Genomic DNA, 19,057 nt, shown 5'->3' with positions numbered 1-19,057 from the left:
AACATCGTACAGGGCATCCTCACAAGCGACGTCGCTCAGATTGAACCAGTTGGCGATGCAGTACATGCGCAACATTCGCTCAACTCCCACCGGCGGCCGACCGTTGCCCGCCTTCGGGTAATGCGGTTCGATCAACGCGCAGAATTCGGCCCACGGTATCAGTCCTTCCATGCGTGCCAGAAACTCCGCCTTGCGCGTCGCCCGACCGTGCTTCTCGAATCCTCTACTCGCCGCCAGCGTCATTTGCTTCATCGCTTCAGTCCCAGTGATCAGCTTCTACAGTCAGACTCCATGACAAAAGAATCGTTCACTGTTCTTGGTACTTATTCGGCCTTTCCTTAATCGTTGGGTATTGCTTATTTGCGCGTTGCGTATTTGCGAGCGAGGCTTCCATTCCATAGCGTGGCGTGACCGGTGGCATCGCTCCACTGGACGCCAAAGACGAGAATTCCTTTCAATCCTGCGAAGTCGCTGGGCTTGGGGTTTGTTGTTTCCAATCACTATCGGATGAATCACTCTTTGTCGAGCGGCAACAGTATCTTGATCGTGGTGCCCTTGCCAGGCTCCGAGTCGACGAATATCCGCCCCTGGTGAGCCATGATGACGCGGTAGCAATAGCTCAGTCCGAGCCCCCAGTTTTCCTGTCTGTTGCCGGTGCTGTAGAACGGCATGAAGATCTTGTCGAGGTTCTGTTTTTCGATGCCGCGGCCGTTGTCGGATATCGAAATGTCGGCCCAACTCTTGTTCTTGTGTATTTCAACGGTGAGGATGCGTGGATCGTTCTCCATTGCCTGGATGGAGTTGTTCAGGATGTTGGTGAACACCTCCTTCATGTGTTGCGGATCGAGCAGGACCATGAGGGGGGAGTCGTCGGCGGAATAGCGTACCGTGATTTCTTCCTGCTTCAATTGATCCAGTGAACGCTCCATGATCTCCTTGATGTTCGATGCGGACAGGTTGAGCGAGGTCACGGCGAACTTGGACTGGATACCGTTCAGCGTGGTCAGCAGTTCCTTTGAGTTGTGGATGATGCGGTCGGCGTGGGCGATGGCCGACGGCGCGTCCTCGATCTTGCACTTGAGCGATTCCGCATCCACCAGGACGGCCATGGCGAAGTTCTTGATCATGTGGTTGTAGAACCTGATCCCGGAATTGGTGATGTCGAACGAACGGAAGATGTTTGTGCGAACGTTATGCAGGGAAAAATAGAGATGGTTAAAGCGGTATAAGGCGAGAAGCAGCGTGATGAAGGACACCAGCATGATATGGGGGTAGTACTCGATGATGTTCCCCTCGACGAGAATCGATACGGGAAAGAAGTGCATGGAGTTCTCAGCGGTCGTCAGGGAGATCAGTCGTTTCGGCGACCACCACAGAAACGTGATGAACATGAGAATGATCGACGTGTATCCGGAGGCGATGAGAAAGTAATAGCTGCGGAAGTACTTTATTTTCGGCGTCCCGAAATAGTTGTAGATCATCATCATGCAGCCGAAGGCGATGTAGGCGTGATTCACCACGCTGGTCACCATATGGATGTTCTCGTCGATGCTGTAGAAATCAGCGAAGCTGATGATGTCCTGGTAGGGTGAGACAAACACCGCCCGGTAGACGTATTCGTAGGCCCAGGGCGAATAGATGAAGAACTGCAGAAACTGCGGGATGGCCAGAACGACGTAGAGAGCCATGTTCTTGCGCAACGGCTTGAGAAAGGAGAGCGGAAAGCAAAGCGCCGAATAGATGAAGATGACAATGCCGAAGTTCATCGCCGTAATGATCTTGTCGGCGGTGCCGAACAGCCCGATGGGGAAGGTGGGCAGCAGTTTGGTGATCAGCACCTTCTTGGCGAACAGGTTCTGATAGAGCTCTCGCTGGTCGAGGTACTGGATGTAGGCGATGAAGCAGAACACCGAGATGATCCAGCCGGCGGTCAGCAGGAACAGGAAGATTCTGGTATCGCCCTTTTCCTTGTACAGGATGAAGATGGAAAACGCGATCAGGATGATCGCCAGATAGATCATCACGGCGTTTCTCCGTGATTTGGAACGGTTTTCCCTTGACTCATGAAAAGCCGCCTTTCGGGGGAGGGGTCAGAAGCGGATGGATTGTCTCAACAGGTCGATCGATTGCGAGTTTTTAAGGATTTTCACAATGTCGCTGGAAGTCTTCATTTCAAGTTTCTTGAGGATGTTTCCGATATGCGTTTTGACCGTCGAAAGCTCGATGCAGCGAATGTGCGAAATCTCGTTCCGGCTCCTTCCGTCGCAGAGCAGGAGGAGGATGTCCAGTTCGACCTGGGTCAATACCCGGACGATGTGCAGGATCAGCTTGATCGATTCCTGGTTGCCGCGCAGGTTGACAAATTCCTTGCGCAGCTTCTTGGCGATCAGTGGTGACGGTGTCGACTGGTCGATGTACGCCAGTTTGACCGCCGAGAGAATTTCCTCTGGTTGTGCATTCTTGAGCAGATAATCGACAGCACCGATCTGGAAGGCGTTGAAAACGGTCTCGTCGTCCTCGAGTACTGTGGACATGATGATCTTCACGGAACTGAGCGCGGCACAGATCTGCGTGGCAGCGGTGATCCCGGCGCGATCGTTTTCCATGATCACGTCCATGAGGATCACGTCGGGGCGTTGCTTGAAGGCGATAGCCACGGCGTCTTCCCCGGACGAAGCCGTTCCGACCACCTCGATGGCGGGGTCGCTCGAAAGAACCTCGCGAAATCTCTCGCGAAAGGTCTCCATGTCGTCAACAATCAGGACTCGGATCATGGCTCAATACTTTTCTGCCAACATGGCAATCAGTTGCTGTTCCCTTTCCATGTGAATGCGTCGCGCATTCTCGATCTGGAGGTTCCTGCAGATTTCCAGGGCACGCAATTGGTCGGCCTGGTTGAATTCGGTGACTTTGACGCCATGGAGCTCCTTGAGAATATTCTCGTTCCTCCGGTCATACTCGATTGCCCAGTCCAGTTGCAACCTGGCCGAATCCCTGGCGGCCTGGATCACGATGCCGCGGAGTTCCTCAGGCAGCTTCTTGAGAAACCTGCCGCTGAGAATAACCGGCATCGCCATGTAGTTGTGGGCAGTTCTCAGCACATATTTTGAACTTTCGAAAAACCGCATGCCGAGTATCGAGGTCATGGTGTTTTCAGCACCGTCGACCTGGCCTGATTCAAGCGCTGAAAACAGGGCCGGATACGCGGTCGGTGCAGGATCGGCGCCCAGCGCACGCCAGGCATCCAGCTCGCTCGGGCCAGTCATGGCCCGGATCTTGAGTCCGCGCAAATCATCGAGGCGCCGGATCTCCTTGCGAGTGAAGACATTGCGCAGCCCCTCGGTGTAGACGCCGACAAAATGGTCGCCCCGCCTTTCCATTACCGTTTTGACCAGCTTGTCGTTGACTTCACTGCCGATCACGGCCTTCATGTGGCCCCAGTTCCTGAAGGTGTAGGGGGCGCTGTAGATATCCATCTCGGGAACGAAATTGGCGTACTTGGCCGAAGAGTGCACGGTGAAGTCAACGATCCCCTCTTGCATCCCTACCGCCAGTTGCTCTTCATCTCCGAGGACCGCATCGACGAGTATCTCGACCCTGATCCGCCCATCGCTCCGATCTTCCACCAGTTTCTTGAAGAGCACGATGCCCTGGTACATGCCGCTGATCTTCGGGTTGTTCGTCACCGCGTTCAACACAAGGGGTTCAGGCAGCGCTTTTTCTTTTGATACCCGGGACAGTCCCGAAACGGCGAAGGCCAGTACCACGGCGGAAAATAACGCAGGGAAAATAAGTTTCATGATGACGACAGGTTAACTACCGGTTGCGCGCTAGTGGAACAGCCGCCGGAAACGCCGTTTCCGGACTAATCTTCAGGTAACGGGTGCCTTCCGGGCGACTGCCACTGGCTTTGGGAAGCTTATAGCGAGTTTACCGAGCGTTTTCCAGGTGGAAGTTTTCTCCACCCGTTGGGCGGAGCGCTTATCCACCCTTCCGGTGGAGTAAACATCCGCCCCAAGGGTGGATGAAATTTCCACCTTCCGAGCGACAAAAAATAGTTGTTAGATACCTCCCGCAACGCGATCGGAACGCTTTGAAGAACATGCGTACGGATCGTGACTGCCAATGTCGGATAAGGCTTGGCATGCGAGGTTGTTAAACGATAATCAGGAGGGTAGACATGAGATTCAAAAGGGTTTTAGCACTTGGAATGCTTGCGGGCGTATTTGCGATCGGCGCGCCAGTCATGGCCCAGGAAAAGGCAGAAGTGACGCTGAAAGCCGTGACCAACAATCCGAAGAACAGCGGCCACTATCGAGGTCTCGAGATCTACAAGCGCATGGTGGAAGAGCGGACCAAGGGGCGCGTGCGGGTGCAACTTTACAGCGATGCCGTTCTCGGTGACGAGGAGCAAATGGCCGAAGGAATGCAAATGGGAACCGTCGACGTGATGATGGCGGCGGCGGCGAAGTACGCGAATTTTGTCCCGGAAATGGACCTGTACAGTCCCCCGTATACCTTCAAGAGCTGGGAGCACCTGGATGCGGTCCAGAACAGTGAAGTCGACGCCACCATCGCCAAGAAAGTCAAAGAGCGCCGGGGAGACATCTACCTCGGGCTGTTCACCGACGGTGCTCGAAATGTGTTCACCAACAAACCGGTCAAGGCGCTGGACGATCTCCAGGGCTACAAGTTGCGGACGATGACCGGACCGAACGAACTGGCGGCATGGAAGGCTTTTGGCACCAACCCCACGCCGCTGGCGTACACCGAGTTGTACTCGGCTCTGCAGGTCGGTGTGGTTGACGGCGCGGAAAACACGATGACTTCGCTCCTCGGCATGAAGTTCTGGGAAAGCTGCAAGTTCGTCCTGCGTACCGAGCACAGCTATCTGGCACTGCCGTTCTTCATGAGTGCCAAGGCCGTGGCCAAGGTGCCGGCCGACCTGCGCGAAACAGTCATCCAGGCCGGCAGGGACACCGCCAAGGAGCAGGTCAAGATGGCGATCCGGATGGACAAGGAGAGCGAGGAAACACTGAAGAAGAACGGCGTCCAGGTCTTCGAAATGTCCAAGGAGGACAAGGAAAAGGCCATCGCGCTGATGCAACCGGTGCTCGACGCAAATGCCAAGCGGATCGGCATGGAAAAAGAGCTGGCGATGATTCGTGAGCTGGGCAAGAAATTCTGAGTCTGCCGACAAGGGAGCGGCAGAGTTGCCGCTCCCGGCTCTTACCGGGAGGTAGTGCTTTGTCCTCAAGTCTTGTAAATGCAGCGATCAACAGGCTCGCCAAGCTGCTGGAAAAACTGATGATCTTTCTGGTGACCGCGATGATGCTGTCGCTGTTCTGGCAGGTTTTCACGCGTTTTGTCCTCAAGGTGCCGGCGACGTGGACAGAAGAAATCGCGCGCTACACCTTCATCTATCTGGTGATGATCGGCGCGTCGCTGGGCGTGAAAAATTCCGTGCATTTCGGCATGACCCTGGTCTCCGACAAACTGCATGGCCGGACGCGTGATCTTTACCAGCGCTTCGTCATCAACGGAGTCATCATGATCTGCGCGATCTTTCTCGTGTATTACGGCATCGAGTTTACGCGCATGTATGGCCTGAATCGGGTCTCGCCGACTTTTTTGACCCCGATGGCCTGGGTGTTCGGAATTGTTCCGGTCAGCGGCTTCCTCATGATCGTCTTTTCCTTCCAGAACATGATCTACGGCGATTTCAGCAGGGATCCGCACGCCCATTCGGCGGACGGTGACGAGGTCCATTAAGGGACGCGCAAATCCGGCGCGGAGTGGCCCGGTAAAAAAACTTGTGGGGGACGTGTTGTGGAATTATTTCTATTCTGGCTGTTCGGCAGTTTTCTGGTGCTGATGCTGATGGGAGTGCCGCTGGCCTTCTCATTGTTCATGTCGACATTCCTTTCAATGGCGCTGGCCAGTGACGTTACGCCGGTGCTGGCCATCCAGCAGATTCTCAAGGGCGTTGATTCATTCCCGGTACTCGCCATCCCGATCTTTTTCCTGGCTGGCGACCTGATGAACAAAGGCCAGGTATCCGAATATCTGATCCGCCTGTGCATGAGCCTGATCGGTTGGGTGCGCGGGGCGCTGGCGTACTTCACGGTCATCGTCGCGATGGTCTTTGCCGGCACCACGGGAAGCTCGGCCGCCGAAGCCGCCGCCATCGGCTCGGTATTCATCCCCAACCTCATCAAGCGCGGCTACGGCAAGGCCTTTTCCGTCGCGCTGGTGGCCTGTTCGTCGGTGATCGGCATCATCATCCCGCCGAGCATCTTCATGATCATTTACGGTTCGTTCGGCAACGTCTCCGTCAGCGCGATGTTCATCGGCGGAATCCTGCCGGGCGTGCTGTTCGGAGCCAGCCTGATTCTGATCGCGTTCATCTGGTCGACGAAGTACGACTATCCGCGCGAGATGGAAAAGATGGCCTCGAAGGCAGAAATCGTCGCATCGTTGAAAAAGGGCATCTGGCCAATCGGCGTCCCGATTCTCCTGATCGGGGGCATGGTCGGCGGGCTGTTTACCCCGACCGAGGCATCGCTGGTCACGGTGATCTACACCCTGGCGATCACCATGTTCCTCTACAAGACAGTCAAGCTGGGCGACCTGCCGCACATGCTGAAACAGACGGCGATGGGCGCGGCGATCCCGCTGTTCTGCCTGGCGACGGCCGGAGCCTACGGGTACCTGCTCGCGTACTATAACGTTCCCGATTTTGTTGGCGAAGCGGTCATTTCGGTCACCACCAACCCGCATATCATCATGCTGTTCATCATCCTCGCCTATCTGGTGATCGGGACGTTCATGGACGGCGTGCCGGCGATCATCATCCTGCTGCCGATCACGCAGAAACTGGCGGAAATATGCCACTTCAACCCCTTGCATATCGGTCTGGTGGTGTGCTCCACCATGGCGCTCGGCTTGCTGACCCCGCCATACGGCCTGTGTACCCTGATCAGTTGCGCGATCGGAAAGTGCAAGCTGGAAGACGCGGTCAAACCGCTGCTTCCCATGTTCGGGCTGCTGTTCAGCGTGATTCTGCTGATTGCCTTCCTGCCGGACGTGGCGCTCTGGCTCCCGCGTCTGCTGGTACCGAAGCTGGTCCCGGCGACACCGATGTAGGCAGGTTTGTCCAAACGGCTGGCTAGCCAGCCGATACACGGAGTAACAATCAATGAAAAAGATAGGTTTTGTCGGGCTGGGAATCATGGGCTTCTCGATGGCCGACAATCTGTTGAAGGCCGGTTACACGCTTTGCGTGCATAACCGGAATCCCGCCAGGGCGAAGGAGCTGGTGGAACGCGGGGCCGTGGCGTGCGCGACGCCGGCCGAGGTTGCCGCGTGCGCCGACGTCGTGGTGGTCATGGTCAAGGCGGACCAGGACGTCGACGAGGTCGTGATGGGCGAACACGGCCTGGTCAAGGGGGGGCGGCCCGGACTGGTCATTCTCAACAGCACAACGATCCTGCCTTCGACCAGCCGGCGCCTGGCTGCCGCGGTCGCAGAACTGGGCATCGACATGCTGGACTGCCCGGTGACCGGCAGCGCCCCGCAGGCCCGGGACGCCAAGCTGGCCTTCATGGTTGGCGGCAGGAAGGAGGCCTTCGAACTGTGCAAGCCGATCCTGCTGACCATGGGCAAGGCCGCGTATTACCTGGGGGAGAGCGGCACCGGTTCATACGCCAAGCTGGCCAACAACACCATGTATGCGATCAACCTTCTCTCCTTTGTCGAAGCCGTTTCCATCGCCAGCAAGGGCGGCATCGACCCCGAACTGTTCATCGAGATCGTTGGCCAAGGGGGCGCGAAAAGCGCCGTCTCCGAGGCCAAGTTGCCGAAGATTCTGGACCGGGATTTTTCTCCCGCCTTCTCGCTGGCCATGATGAACAAGGATCTCGGGCTGGTTTCGACGTTGACCGGTGAACTGGGCGTGGCGACGCCGGTGTTTGCTGCGGTCAAGGCCGTCCTTGGCCAGGCGCTTGCGCGAGGGTGGGGCGACGAGGATCTCAGCAGCGTGGTCAAGCTCTACGAAGCGTGGGACAACCACGTGATCCGGAAACCTCAATAGGGAAACGCAATGAACATTCTTTTACTGGGCGGAACCGGGGTGATCAGCCGCGAGATCGTCCGGCAGTTGCTTGCGGCCAGGCACGCAGTGACGGTCTTCAACCGGGGCAGCAGGAGCCTGCCGTCAAGTGGCGCGGTACGCCAACTGGTCGGCGACCGCCGCAAGCGCGCGGAATTCGAGGCGGCCATGCGCCAGACGCGTTACGACGTGGTCATCGACATGATCTGCTTCAACGCCGACGACGCACGTTCGACGATCCGGGCCTTCGGCGGAAACGCCGGCCAGATCATCGTGACCTCCAGTGTCGCCGCCTACAAGCGGCCGTATCAAAGCGTTCCCACGGTGGAGGCCAAGGAGGTGCTGTGGGACGACCCGGTGTTTTCCTACGCCTTCGACAAAGCCGAGATGGAGCCGGTGCTGCGGGACGCCGTTCAGCGGGAGCAACTGCCGATCACCATCGTTCGTCCGTCGCTGACCTACGGCCCGGGGGCCGCCAACATCGGCGTACTTCGGCAAAACTACGGGATTGTCGACCGCATCCGCCGCGGCAAACCGCTGGTGATGTTCGGCGACGGTTCCACCTCCTGGAGCTTTACCTTTGTCCCCGACCTGGCGAAGGCGTATGTCGGCCTGGCGGGAAACCCGAAAAGCTTCGGCGAGGATTTCCACGTGACCAGCGAGGAGCGCAACGTCTGGGAGGACCTGTACCTCGAGTTCGGCCGGCTTGTCGGCATCACGCCCGAAATCATCCATCTGCCCTCCGAACTGCTGCGCAAGGCGGCGCCCAATCTGTGCTCGCACCTGTACTTTGAAAAGACGTACGCCGGCTTGTTCGACAACACGAAACTCCGGAGCGTCATCCCGGATTTCAGGGCGACCATCTCGCTGCATGACGGGTTGAAGTCGATCCTCGCCTGGTACGAAGCCGAGGCGCACGAAGTCGATCCCGAGAAGGACGCCCTCGAAGACCGGTTGGTGGACATCCACCGCGAGTTTGCCGGGCGGCTGGCCAACCTTTACGTGAAATAGCAATGTGCCGGGAGCCGAAATGAAAACGGTAGCCGCGATCTATACGGCGATTTCGATCATCGAGCCGATCAAGGCCCTCTTCAGCGAACTGATGCCCGGGCACCGCCTGGTGAATGTCTATGATGACAGCCTGATCCCCGACGTCATTCGCGCCGGGAACAACGTCACCACCGACATCCGCCGCCGTCTGCTGGCCTACTGCCGCGCGGCCGAGGACATGGGGGCCGACCTCATCCTGAGCACCTGTTCGTCAATGGGCGACATCGTCGAGCAGATCCAGCCCTTTGTCCGGGTGCCGATCCTGCGCATCGACGAACCGATGGTTCGGCAAGCCATTGAACTGGGAACCTCGATTGCCATCCTGGCGACGGTGGATACGACGCTCATGCCGACGAATCGCCTGGTGCGGGCGACCGCCGAGAAGTTCGGGAAGCCGGTCGATGTCGTTGAAGGTCTGGCCAGGGGAGCGCTGCAGGCGCTCAACGAAGGCAAGGCGGAATTGCACGACCAGATACTGATGCAGGCGGCGCTGGCCGTGGCCGACAAGGCCGACGTCATCCTGCTGGCCCAAGGATCGATGGCGCGCATGCAGGAGACGATTGCCAGGGCCACCGGCAAGCCGGTGCTATCCAGCCTTCGTCCGGGTTTGCAGGCCGTCAGCGACGCGCTTCAGGAACAGGGTGAAAAATCTCTTTGTGTTTGCTAGTCCCGGAACGGGCGATTCGTTCCGAAGACTTGTTTGCCCGCCCGACGGGGGAAGGATTAGAAGATGATCAAGGTGGCGATACTGTCTTTTTCCGATGGCCGCAAGCGTGTTCACGACGCGCTGGATCCGTATATCCAGGAGCAGGCGGAGCGCATCAAGGCCGCTCTCGAGAAATCCGGTGTGGTCGAGGTCCAGCTTGCCGAGGAGATCGTCTGGAACAACGCGCTGGCCAGATCGCAAGCCATCGCCACGCTGGCACGGTATCCCGATGCGGTGATCCTGAACATCCCGGTCTTTGCATTTCCGAACCTCGCGATGATCGCCGCATCGCTGCAAACCGCCCCCTGCCTGGCCATCGCTCCGGTGAACGGCAAGCTGCCGGGACTGGGCGGGCTGCAAGCGGCCACCAATGCCATCCATCAGGTTGGGCTGCAATGCGACAAGGTGTGGGGCAACATCGAAGAGGAGGCGACACTGAAGCGCGTCATGTCCTTCCTGCGGGCGTCGCACACCGTGACCCGCCTGAAGGGGCAGGTCTACGGGCTGATCGGCGGGCGCAGCATCGGCATGGCCACCGGCGCGGTCAATGCCGATGCCTGGATGAAAACGTTCGGCGTCGATGCCGACCACGTCGACCAGTCGGAAATCCTGCGCCGTGCCGCGCTGGTCGACGAGGTCAGGGTGGACGTAGCGCTGGCCTGGCTGTCCGACAAAATGGGCGCGATCCGCTATGACGGAGACAAGCTGACGCCGGATTCGCTGAAGATGCAGATTCGCTGCTACATGGCGACCAAGGAGCTGATCGAGGAGCGGCATTTCGATTTCGTCGGGGTGAAATGCCACTACGACCTCAGCGAGTACTACGTCACGCAATGCCTGTCCGCTGCGCTGTTCAACGATCCCTACGACTGGGACGGGGCGAAGAAGCCGACGGTCTATTCGTGCGAGGCCGATTCGGACGGCGCGCTGACCATGCAGATCATGAAGCTCGTTTCCGACCAGCCCGCGCTGTTCTTCGATTTCCGGCACTACGACAAGGCGGCCGGCGTGTTCGTGTTCTGCAATTGCGGCGCCATGTCGACCTGGTACGCGGGCCGGAGCAACGCACCGGAAGCCAACCTGAAAAAGGTCACCCTGCACCCGATCATCAACAAGTACGGCGGCAAGGGTTGCCACGTCCAGTACATCGCGCGCGAAGGCGAGGTCACCCTGGGGCGCCTGAGCCGCGTCGGCGACCAGTACAAGATGACCCTGTTCCGCGGACGCTTCAAACAGTTCCCGGAGGAGAAGCTGAAGGAATCCTGCCCGGTGTGGCCGCACGGGTTTGTCGCGGTCGATGTCGATCCGGAACGGCTGATTCAGGACTATGACAGCAACCATGTCCATGGCATCTATGGGGATCACGTCGATGCGCTGGTGAAGTTCTGCGAGCTGAAGCGGATCCCGTGCGAAGTCCTGCAGTAAATGGAATCGGGAGAGCGTTATGAGCGGCAATGAAATCTGGATTGGCAACGATCACGGGGGCTATCAGCTGAAGCTCGAGATCGTCGACTTCCTGCACAAGAAGGGGGTCGCGGTGCATGACGTGGGCACCGGATCCACGGAAATCGTGCGCTATCCGTATTTCGCGCAGAAGGTGGCCAGCGCCGTCTCCGAAGGCCGTGCCGCGCGAGGAATCCTGATCTGCTCGACCGGAATCGGCATGAGCATCATCGCCAACAAGTTCAAGGGCGTGCGCGCCTCGTTGTGCACCAGCACCTTCATGGGCAAAATGACCCGTGCGCACAACGACTCGAACATCCTGGTCCTGGGCGGAAAGATCACCGGCGTGCTGGAAGCGCTGGACATCCTCGATGCCTGGCTGTCCACTGAATATGAAGGCGGGCGGCACGCGATCTCGCTTGGTCTGATCCTGGAGGCGGAAGAAGCCCTTTGCAACCCCGCCGGCTGGCAGCCTGCAAACCTCGCGAAATAACCGAGCATAGGCTTGGTAATTCCGGATGTTATAGAGAGTTTTTTAACGGCATGAGACTCGGATTTGTTGGTGCAGGGACCATTGCGCGGGCCATCGTCGAAGGAGTGATGTCGTCCTCGCTTCGACCCGAGAGCATCGTTATCTCCCGGCGTAACGAGGACATTGCACAGCAATTGGCAGCAAAGTACGAGCAAGTGCACATCGGCTCAACCAACCAGGCCGTCGTCGATGATAGCGATATGGTCTTCATCGCAGTGCGTCCCCAGGTGGTTGAGCAGGTGCTTCACGAGTTGACCTTCCGCCAGGGACAGCATGTGGTCAGTCTGGTAGCGACCATCTCAGCTGAAAAATTGCGCGGCTGGCTCGGAGAGGGTGTGTGCATCACGCAGGCGGTACCGTTGCCGTTTGTCGAAAACCGGCAAAGCGTAACCGCTGTCTTCCCTCCGAATGAGGAAGTCATGAGTTTCTTCGATGCACTTGGCACCGCAGTAGCTGTGCATTCGAAGGCCGAGTTTGACCTCATGGGCGTTGCTAGCGCCCTGATGGGCCTTTATTTCGGCCTTATGGAAGGCGTTACTGACTGGCTCTCAGATAAGGGGTTGCCACCGGAAATCTCCCGCCACTATGTGGTTTCGCTCTTCGCAAGCCTTTCGGAAATTGCGACGAAGTCTTCGGATGAGACACTGAGCGCACTCAGAAGAGAATATTCAACCATTGGTGGCATTAACGAACAGCTGTTCCATGATTTTTCAGAGATGGGTGGATTGGTCGCATTAAAGGCCGCTCTTGAGAAAATTCATCAACGCATCTCAGGAGACTGAGGGTATTGCTGATCGATCCGTATGAGCGCCGGTGTAAGGCTATGCCGTTAAGCTATTTCTGACTTGAGGGCAGGTGGCCGACGCATTGCGGACCTCGAGGTATTCCTATTTTGACGGCCGGGCCGATGCGTAGACGCTTAAAGTGTGGACGATATCTGACCCCGACAGACGGGAAAGTGTCTGTCGGGTGCTGCTCCCTTGGCGTTTACTTCATCGCCTGAACCCGTGCCGCTTCGGAGGCGAAGAGTTTCTGGGTCGCCGGCGTGTAGCTGGCCAGGAACTTGTCGACGACCGGCTTGACGACCTGGCGCATGCGCTCCTGTTCGGCCGGGGAAATCTCGTTGAACTCCATGCCCGCCGCCTTCAACGCGGCGACGCTGCTCTGAGCGGCCTCGATGCTGACCTTGCGCTGGTATTCACGGGCTTCGACGAAGGCGTCCTTCATGATCTTCTGCTCTGTCGGAGAAAGCTTGTCCCAGAACTTCTTGCTCACGAGGATGACGTTGGTCGAATAGACGTGATTCGTCGCGCTGACGTACTTCTGCACTTCATAGAACTTGTTCGAGCGGATGACCGCGAAGGGGTTTTCCTGACCGTCGACCGTCTTCGTCTCGAGCGCGGTATAGAGCTCGCTGAAACTCATCGGCACCGGATTGGCCTTCATCGCGGTGAAGGTTTCGAGATACACCGGGTTGGGAATCACGCGCAGCTTGAGCCCGGCCAGATCTTCGACGCGCTGGATTGGGCGCTTGCTGTTGGTGACATTGCGGAAACCGAGATCCCAGTAGCCGAGGCCGACCAGGCCTTTTTCGGGGAGCTTTTCGAGCAGCGCGGACCCGAGCGGGCCGTCGACGAAGGAGAACGCCTGCGGGTGGGTGCTCACCGTCAACGGAAAGTCGAGAACGCCGTAGTCGGGGATGAGTCCGACGAGCGACGTCGTTGCGGGGGACTGCATCTCCTGCACGCCGCCCTGTAGCGCCGATGTCTGTTGCTGTTCGGTGCCGAGTTGGTTGGAGGGGAATTCCTTGACCTGCATCTTGCCGCCGCTCTTTGCTGCAATGATTTCGCCGAATTTCTTGACGGCGGCGCTGATCGGGTGGTCGGTATTGTTGAGGTGGCCGAAACGGATGGTGCGTGCCTGTATCTCTTCTGCGCCGATCGAGATGCCGGGCGCCATCAACGAACCGACGAGCATGGCGAGCGCGAGTCTTGTGAAACGGTTTTTCATTTGAACCTCCGGTCTTATATGTCGTTGGGGGATCTAGTGGTCTGCTTCGCAAATAACGGAACATGAAAACTTGTCTTTGCCCGTCTGGCGTTGTTGCTCATCCTCGCGATAGCTGGCTATCGCGGCGGTTCGCGCCTAGCCAGCCACGCAAATCCGGCGTTTTCGTTTAGTCCCGCCATTTACGAAGCAGACCACTGGCCCGACCCGGGATGCGTGGCTCATGCGTGCCCGTGGTCGGGCAAAGTCATTGAAGCAGGCGCTTGTGTCGCAAGTTTGTCCCCGCGGCCGGGGCTTGTATCGGCCTTTGTCAAAACTTCAGATGACACACGTGGATACAAATGGGGGATCACAGGGGACGTCGCGACACTGGCAAAGCGGGGCCCACCGAAATAGACTCTTGCCACCATGGATGAACAGCGGCCGGCCCACATACTTGTCGTCGACGACGATCAGGCCATTCTCGGTCTTGTCGGTGACTATCTCGAACAAAACGGTTTCCGCGTCACAAAGGCCGGCGACGGAAAGCAGCTGTACGCGCATCTGGCCACGAAACCGCTGGTCGACCTGATCGTTCTGGATCTCATGCTGCCCGGCGAGGACGGCTTGTCGGTCTTCCGCCGGCTGCGCGCCGATTTCCGTCCGCCGATCCCGGTGCTGATGCTCACTGCGCGCTCGGACGACATCGACCGGATCATCGGGCTGGAACTTGGCGCGGACGACTACCTGACCAAGCCGTTCGTGCCGCGCGAACTGGTTGCCCGCATCCGCGCGGTGCTGCGCCGGGTGCGCATGCTGCCGCCGTCGTCGGTCGCCGAATCGGCGGTGCGGATGGTGGGGTTCGGCGACTGGCGGCTCGACCTGCTGCAGCGCAACCTGATCAGCCGCGAGGGCGTGGTGACGCCGCTCGGCGGGGCGGAGTACGGCTTGCTGCGGCTCTTCCTCGACCATCCGCAGCACGTGCTCAGCCGCGACCAGTTGCTGGCCCACCTGGCGCGCCGCGAACTCGACGTCGAGGACCGCTCGATCGACCTGCGCGTAAGCCGCCTGCGGCGCCGTTTGGGGGACGACGCGCGCGATCCGCGCTACATCCGCACCGTGCGCAACGAAGGCTATGTCTTCGCGCAATCGGTGAGCTTCGAGTAGCGATGTTCCGCACGCTCTCCGCGCGCCTTTTCGCCGTGCTCATGGTCGGGCTGGGAACGATCCAGATCGTCAGCTTCTTCGCCTTCATGGTCTTCCGCGGCGAGGAAATCAAGGAACAGATGATGCGCTTCCTCGGCGCTGACGTCTCCTTCGCCTACGACCTGATGCGCTCCGTGCCGCCGGAGCAGCGCCCCGAGTGGCTCTCCCGCCTCAATCAGGGATTTCACTACCGCTTCTCGCTAGAACCGACACAAGGGAGCATGCCGGACACGGTTGGAAGCGACGAGCGTATCGCCGGCGTGATGTCCGTGTTGAAGGCAGACTTGCCGCCCGAGGCGCGCATCGCCTTCCGGTTGCCTCAGGGAGTTCCCGACGATCTCAGGGAGCGGGCGATCCAGGCCGTGCTGGTGATCGACGGCGACGACTCGCTGGTGCTGCACCTGCTCGATCCCTTCGCCATGCCCTCCGAGTGGGCGCTGATCGGCTACCTCGGCATCGTGCTGCTCGCCGTCAGCCCGTTCGTCTGGTGGGCCGTTCGCCTGTCGACGCGGCAGATCGACCGGATGCTCGGGACGATCGAGCATTTCGGGCGGAATCCCGACTCGCCGCCGGTCCCCGAATCCGGGCCGGAGGAACTGCAGAAGGCGGCGCGGGCGGTCAACGCGATGCGCGAACGCATCCTGCACCACATCGAGGAGCGTACCCAGATCCTGGCCGCGATCGCGCACGATCTGCAGACGCCGCTTACACGCCTGCGCCTGCGCGCCGAGGCGCTCGATCACGGGGCGCAGCGCGATCGCATCATCAGCGACGTCGAATACATGGCCAATCTGGTGACCGAGGGACTCGACTATGCGCGGAGCGTCCATTTGACGGAGGCTCGCAGTCTGATCGAGGTGAACCACTGGCTCGAAGGGATGGTCGATGACGCCATCGACGCCGGGGCGAAGTGCCGGCTCGAAGGGCTGGCGATTTCTCCCTACACCGGGGCGCTGCGCGCCCTGACGCGGGCGATGCAGAACCTGATCGAGAATGCGCTCAAGTTCGGCACGGAGGCCGAGGTTCGGATCGAGGACTCGCCGGCGCGCCTGCGGATCCGGGTCCGCGATAACGGGCCCGGGTTGAACGACGCGTTGCTGGAGAAAGTGTTCGAACCGTTCTTCCGCGTCGAATCCTCGCGCAGCCGGGACACCGGTGGGATCGGCCTGGGTCTGAGCATCGCGCGCAACACCGTGCTGGCGCATGGCGGCGATATCCGGCTGAATAACCGCAAGGAAGGCGGGTTGGAAGTCGTCGTTGACCTGCCTCGCGGTACGTCGTAGCTGAACGCTGAACTGCCGACGCAATAGGCGGCGGGGTGTTCTGAAGCGCCGGGTTTCGCCTGCAGGCGAGGCACTTCTTCTTGTCTTGCCAAGAAGAAGTACCCAAGAAGAAGGCGCGCCCGCTGCGTCGCCCGGCGTTGCCGGGTGCTCTGCGCTGCTCGTTCGCAACGGGGGGCTGCGGAACTCGGGCCTTTGGCCCTCAGACAGTCCTCGCCCTTTTTCCCGTTGCGCCCTGCGCTGCTCGACGACGCAGAGGGCAACGGGAAAACCGAGCGGATATTTTTACCACCAGCGGTAAAAATCCGATGGTTTTGTGCTTCCCCTTGTGGAGCGCCGAGCAACGGAGGCGAGCCGGGGGCAGTCGGCGAGGACTGTCTGAGGGGCGCAGCCCCGAGTTCCGCAGCCGCCCGGCTTGCTGAGTAGCGCAGGGAAGTCGGCGAAGCCGACCGCGTAACCCGGGGTCGCCTTCTTTTTGGTAACTTTTTCTTGGCGAAACAAGAAAAAGCTACCCGCGCGTCAGGCGCGGAACATGGCGTCTCAGCAACCAACCACGCCAGAGGTCACAAACAGCCAAGAGAAATGGCGAATGGACAATCCGGGATAGATCAGTATTTTCCTGGCGGGCTGCAGGCGAGGGCAGTGCCGTTGGTCGGCGGGGCTGTGACTCAATCGATCCGCCGCACGCGGGCAATCTCCGACTGGTACAGGCGCTGGATTTCCGGGTCGTACGTGGCGAGGAATTTCTCCACCACCGGGCGAACCGCCTCGCTCATCCTCTCCCGCTCGGCGGCCGTCACCTCGTTGTACTGCATGCCGGCCCGCTGCAACGCCTCCACGGCCTGCCGGGCCGCGTCCAGGCTCACCCGGCGCTGGTAGTCGCGCGCCTCCAGCGCCGCTTCCTGCAGGATTTTCCGCTCGTCAGCCGTCAGCTTGTCCCAGAATGGCTTGCCGACGAGAATGATGTTCGTCGCATAGACGTGGTGGGTGGCGCTGACGTATTTCTGGACCTCGTAGAACCTGTTCGAGACGATGACGTTGAACGGGTTCTCCTGGCCGTCGACGGCGCGGATTTCCAGTGCCGGATAGAGATCGCGGAAACTGAGCGGGACGGGATGACTTTTCAGTGCCCGGAACGTTTCCCTGGCGACCGGGTTGGGGATCACGCGCAGCTTGAGTCCCTCGAAATCCTCGAGCCGCGTGATCGGGCGGCGGTTGTTGGTTGCATTGCGGAAGCCGAGATCCCAGAACGCCAGCGCAACCAGCCCCTTCTCCGGCAGCTTGCGCTTCAACGCCTCGCCGAGCGGCCCGTCGACGAGGGCGAAGCCTTGCCGGTAAGTACCGACGGCGAACGGGAAATCGATTACGCCCAGCTCTTTCACCAGCCCGACCAGCGACGAGGTGGCCGGTGCCTGCATTTCCTGCGTGCCGCCGCGCAGGGCGAGGGTCTGCTGCTGCTCGGTGCCGAGCTCGTTCGATGCGTATTCGACGACGTCCATCCGGCCGTTGCTGCGGGTCCGGACGGCCTCGGCGAATTTCCGCACGCCGAGACTGATCGGATGATCGGGGTTGTTGAGGTGGCCGAAGCGGATCGTCCATTCGCGAACGCTTTCCGCGCCTACTTTTTCGCCACCCCTCGCCGGCAGGCACGCCATGGCGCTGGTCAGCGCGATGAACAGCAAATGGGCAAGACGGCTCGGCATGCGATCCTCCGGTTGTGCGTCGGGGGTAGGGTAAGCGTTCGTGCCGCCAGTATGCCGCATCTTGAGGGTGCCACTCGCCGCTAGCTCCTTTCGGGGTGATCTCGCCAAGTGGCGAGAGCCGAGACGCCATCGTCCAGCGAACGCAGCAGAGTGACCCCGGTCGGTACGGCAATGTTCGACACGCCGCTGCCACCGGCCCAGAGCGCAGTCTCCTCCGGTAGCATGGTGCGCAGTTGGGCAAGTAGAACCGGGATTTGACGGGCCGGGAAGGCGCTGGAGAAGGAGAGGGCGACGATGTCGGCCCGATGTGCCGTCGCCGCGTTGGCGATTTCCGTCAGCGGCATCTGCACGCCGAGCGGGATGCACTGGGCGCCTTCCAGCGCGAACAGCGCCTCGACCATCAGCAGGCCGAGTTCGTGCGGCTCGCCGGGTACGGTGGTGAGCAGCACGCGCGGCGGCGCGTTGCCGGCCGCAATGCCCCCAACGGCCTGGCGCAGCACGCGCTTGGTCAGCTCGGTGAACAGGTGTTCCTCGAACACGGCGATCCTGCCGCTTTCCCACGCCTGACCGACGTTCGCGACGAGCGGAGCAACCGTGTCGCGCACGAAAGCCGCCAAGCCCTGGCGGGCCAGCGCGTGTTGCAGGCGCTGTTGAAATGCCAGGGCGTCGTGGCTGCGCAATTCGTCGAGGAAAGCGCTGAACGGCGCCATTGTTCTCTCTGCCTCGCGGCCCGATTCCAGTGGCACGGCCAGCGCCGCAAGCTGCTCTGGCGGCGCGGTGACCAGTTTCCCCGGGCGGTGTCCTTGGTCGATCAGCCGCTTGATCCGCCGCAGTCGCTCCACCTGCTCGGCCGGATAGACCCGGTCGCCGTTGGCGTCGCGCTCGGGGGCGGGGAAGCCGTAGCGGCGCTCCCACATGCGCAACAGATCCTTCGAAAGTCCGGTTTCGCGTTCGACGTTCGCGATGGTGAAACTTAGTTTGTTCATGATTGTCTAGGACAGTAAATCGGATTTGTGCGTGTTTAGGCGCGGTTTTCGATTA

At 59.8% G+C, this 19,057-nt stretch carries 18 protein-coding genes; 11 read left to right on the top strand and 7 right to left on the bottom strand.

The features are described from left to right. From BO74_RS05275 to BO74_RS05260, 4 genes are all read right to left on the bottom strand, one after another. The coding region (locus BO74_RS05275) for a transposase (protein ID WP_496440589.1) at positions 1 to 252 on the bottom strand (252 nt) is incomplete at its 3' end. A 260-nt stretch (positions 253 to 512) separates the two neighbouring features. After that, the gene (locus BO74_RS05270) at positions 513 to 2,021 is read right to left on the bottom strand and encodes a sensor histidine kinase (protein ID WP_496440591.1); all 1,509 of its coding nucleotides are present in this window, start codon (positions 2,019 to 2,021) and stop codon (positions 513 to 515) included. Between the two features lie 69 nt (positions 2,022 to 2,090). Further along, complete coding sequence (locus BO74_RS05265; RefSeq protein ID WP_496440588.1) at positions 2,091 to 2,774, bottom strand: response regulator; 684 nt, start codon at positions 2,772 to 2,774, stop codon at positions 2,091 to 2,093. Positions 2,775 to 2,777: 3 nt separating this feature from the next. Continuing rightward, on the bottom strand, positions 2,778 to 3,800 hold the full coding sequence (locus BO74_RS05260) for a TRAP transporter substrate-binding protein (RefSeq protein ID WP_496440587.1): 1,023 nt from the start codon (positions 3,798 to 3,800) through the stop codon (positions 2,778 to 2,780). Between the two features lie 380 nt (positions 3,801 to 4,180). Between BO74_RS05260 and BO74_RS05255 the strand changes: the two genes are divergently transcribed. From BO74_RS05255 to BO74_RS05215, 9 genes are all read left to right on the top strand, one after another. Beyond that, positions 4,181 to 5,188, top strand: a complete 1,008-nt coding sequence (locus BO74_RS05255) for a TRAP transporter substrate-binding protein (protein WP_496440586.1) — start codon at positions 4,181 to 4,183, stop codon at positions 5,186 to 5,188. 59 nt (positions 5,189 to 5,247) lie between these two features. Continuing rightward, positions 5,248 to 5,772, top strand: coding sequence for a TRAP transporter small permease (locus tag BO74_RS05250; RefSeq protein ID WP_496440583.1), 525 nt, complete (start codon positions 5,248 to 5,250; stop codon positions 5,770 to 5,772). Between the two features lie 57 nt (positions 5,773 to 5,829). After that, entirely contained in the window at positions 5,830 to 7,146 is a 1,317-nt protein-coding gene (locus BO74_RS05245) for a TRAP transporter large permease (protein WP_496440581.1), read from the top strand. Between the two features lie 52 nt (positions 7,147 to 7,198). Next, positions 7,199 to 8,092, top strand: a complete 894-nt coding sequence (locus BO74_RS05240) for an NAD(P)-dependent oxidoreductase (RefSeq protein WP_496440579.1) — start codon at positions 7,199 to 7,201, stop codon at positions 8,090 to 8,092. 9 nt (positions 8,093 to 8,101) lie between these two features. After that, on the top strand, positions 8,102 to 9,121 hold the full coding sequence (locus BO74_RS05235; protein ID WP_496440578.1) for an NAD-dependent epimerase/dehydratase family protein: 1,020 nt from the start codon (positions 8,102 to 8,104) through the stop codon (positions 9,119 to 9,121). A 19-nt stretch (positions 9,122 to 9,140) separates the two neighbouring features. Beyond that, positions 9,141 to 9,827, top strand: a complete 687-nt coding sequence (locus tag BO74_RS05230; RefSeq protein WP_496440577.1) for an aspartate/glutamate racemase family protein — start codon at positions 9,141 to 9,143, stop codon at positions 9,825 to 9,827. 63 nt (positions 9,828 to 9,890) lie between these two features. Further along, a complete protein-coding gene (locus tag BO74_RS05225) occupies positions 9,891 to 11,291 on the top strand; it encodes an L-fucose/L-arabinose isomerase family protein (RefSeq protein ID WP_496440575.1) in 1,401 nt (466 codons plus the stop codon). Positions 11,292 to 11,310: 19 nt separating this feature from the next. Further along, positions 11,311 to 11,802, top strand: a complete 492-nt coding sequence (gene rpiB / locus BO74_RS05220; RefSeq protein ID WP_496440573.1) for a ribose 5-phosphate isomerase B — start codon at positions 11,311 to 11,313, stop codon at positions 11,800 to 11,802. Between the two features lie 50 nt (positions 11,803 to 11,852). Next, positions 11,853 to 12,623 (top strand): pyrroline-5-carboxylate reductase, encoded by a 771-nt coding sequence (locus tag BO74_RS05215; RefSeq protein ID WP_496440571.1) that lies wholly within the window; start codon positions 11,853 to 11,855, stop codon positions 12,621 to 12,623. A gap of 205 nt (positions 12,624 to 12,828) precedes the next feature. Here the strand turns inward: BO74_RS05215 and BO74_RS05210 are convergent, their stop codons facing one another. Further along, positions 12,829 to 13,851 carry a TRAP transporter substrate-binding protein gene (locus tag BO74_RS05210; RefSeq protein ID WP_496440568.1) on the bottom strand — a complete coding sequence of 341 codons (1,023 nt, stop codon included), beginning with the start codon at positions 13,849 to 13,851 and terminating at the stop codon, positions 12,829 to 12,831. 405 nt (positions 13,852 to 14,256) lie between these two features. Between BO74_RS05210 and BO74_RS05205 the strand changes: the two genes are divergently transcribed. Then, positions 14,257 to 14,994, top strand: a complete 738-nt coding sequence (locus tag BO74_RS05205) for a response regulator (RefSeq protein WP_496440566.1) — start codon at positions 14,257 to 14,259, stop codon at positions 14,992 to 14,994. Positions 14,995 to 14,996: 2 nt separating this feature from the next. After that, positions 14,997 to 16,316: a sensor histidine kinase gene (locus tag BO74_RS05200; protein ID WP_496440564.1), complete on the top strand. Its 1,320-nt coding sequence runs from the start codon at positions 14,997 to 14,999 to the stop codon at positions 16,314 to 16,316. Positions 16,317 to 16,981: 665 nt separating this feature from the next. Here BO74_RS05200 and BO74_RS05195 read toward each other — a convergent pair. Both BO74_RS05195 and BO74_RS05190 read right to left on the bottom strand, forming a co-directional pair. Next, positions 16,982 to 18,016 (bottom strand): DctP family TRAP transporter solute-binding subunit, encoded by a 1,035-nt coding sequence (locus BO74_RS05195; RefSeq protein ID WP_496440562.1) that lies wholly within the window; start codon positions 18,014 to 18,016, stop codon positions 16,982 to 16,984. An 80-nt stretch (positions 18,017 to 18,096) separates the two neighbouring features. Then, positions 18,097 to 19,002, bottom strand: a complete 906-nt coding sequence (locus BO74_RS05190; RefSeq protein WP_496440560.1) for a MerR family transcriptional regulator — start codon at positions 19,000 to 19,002, stop codon at positions 18,097 to 18,099. Positions 19,003 to 19,057 lie beyond the last annotated feature (55 nt).

The organism is Propionivibrio pelophilus DSM 12018 (assembly GCF_059569095.1).
This window is presented reverse-complemented; position numbering and strand designations above follow the sequence as displayed.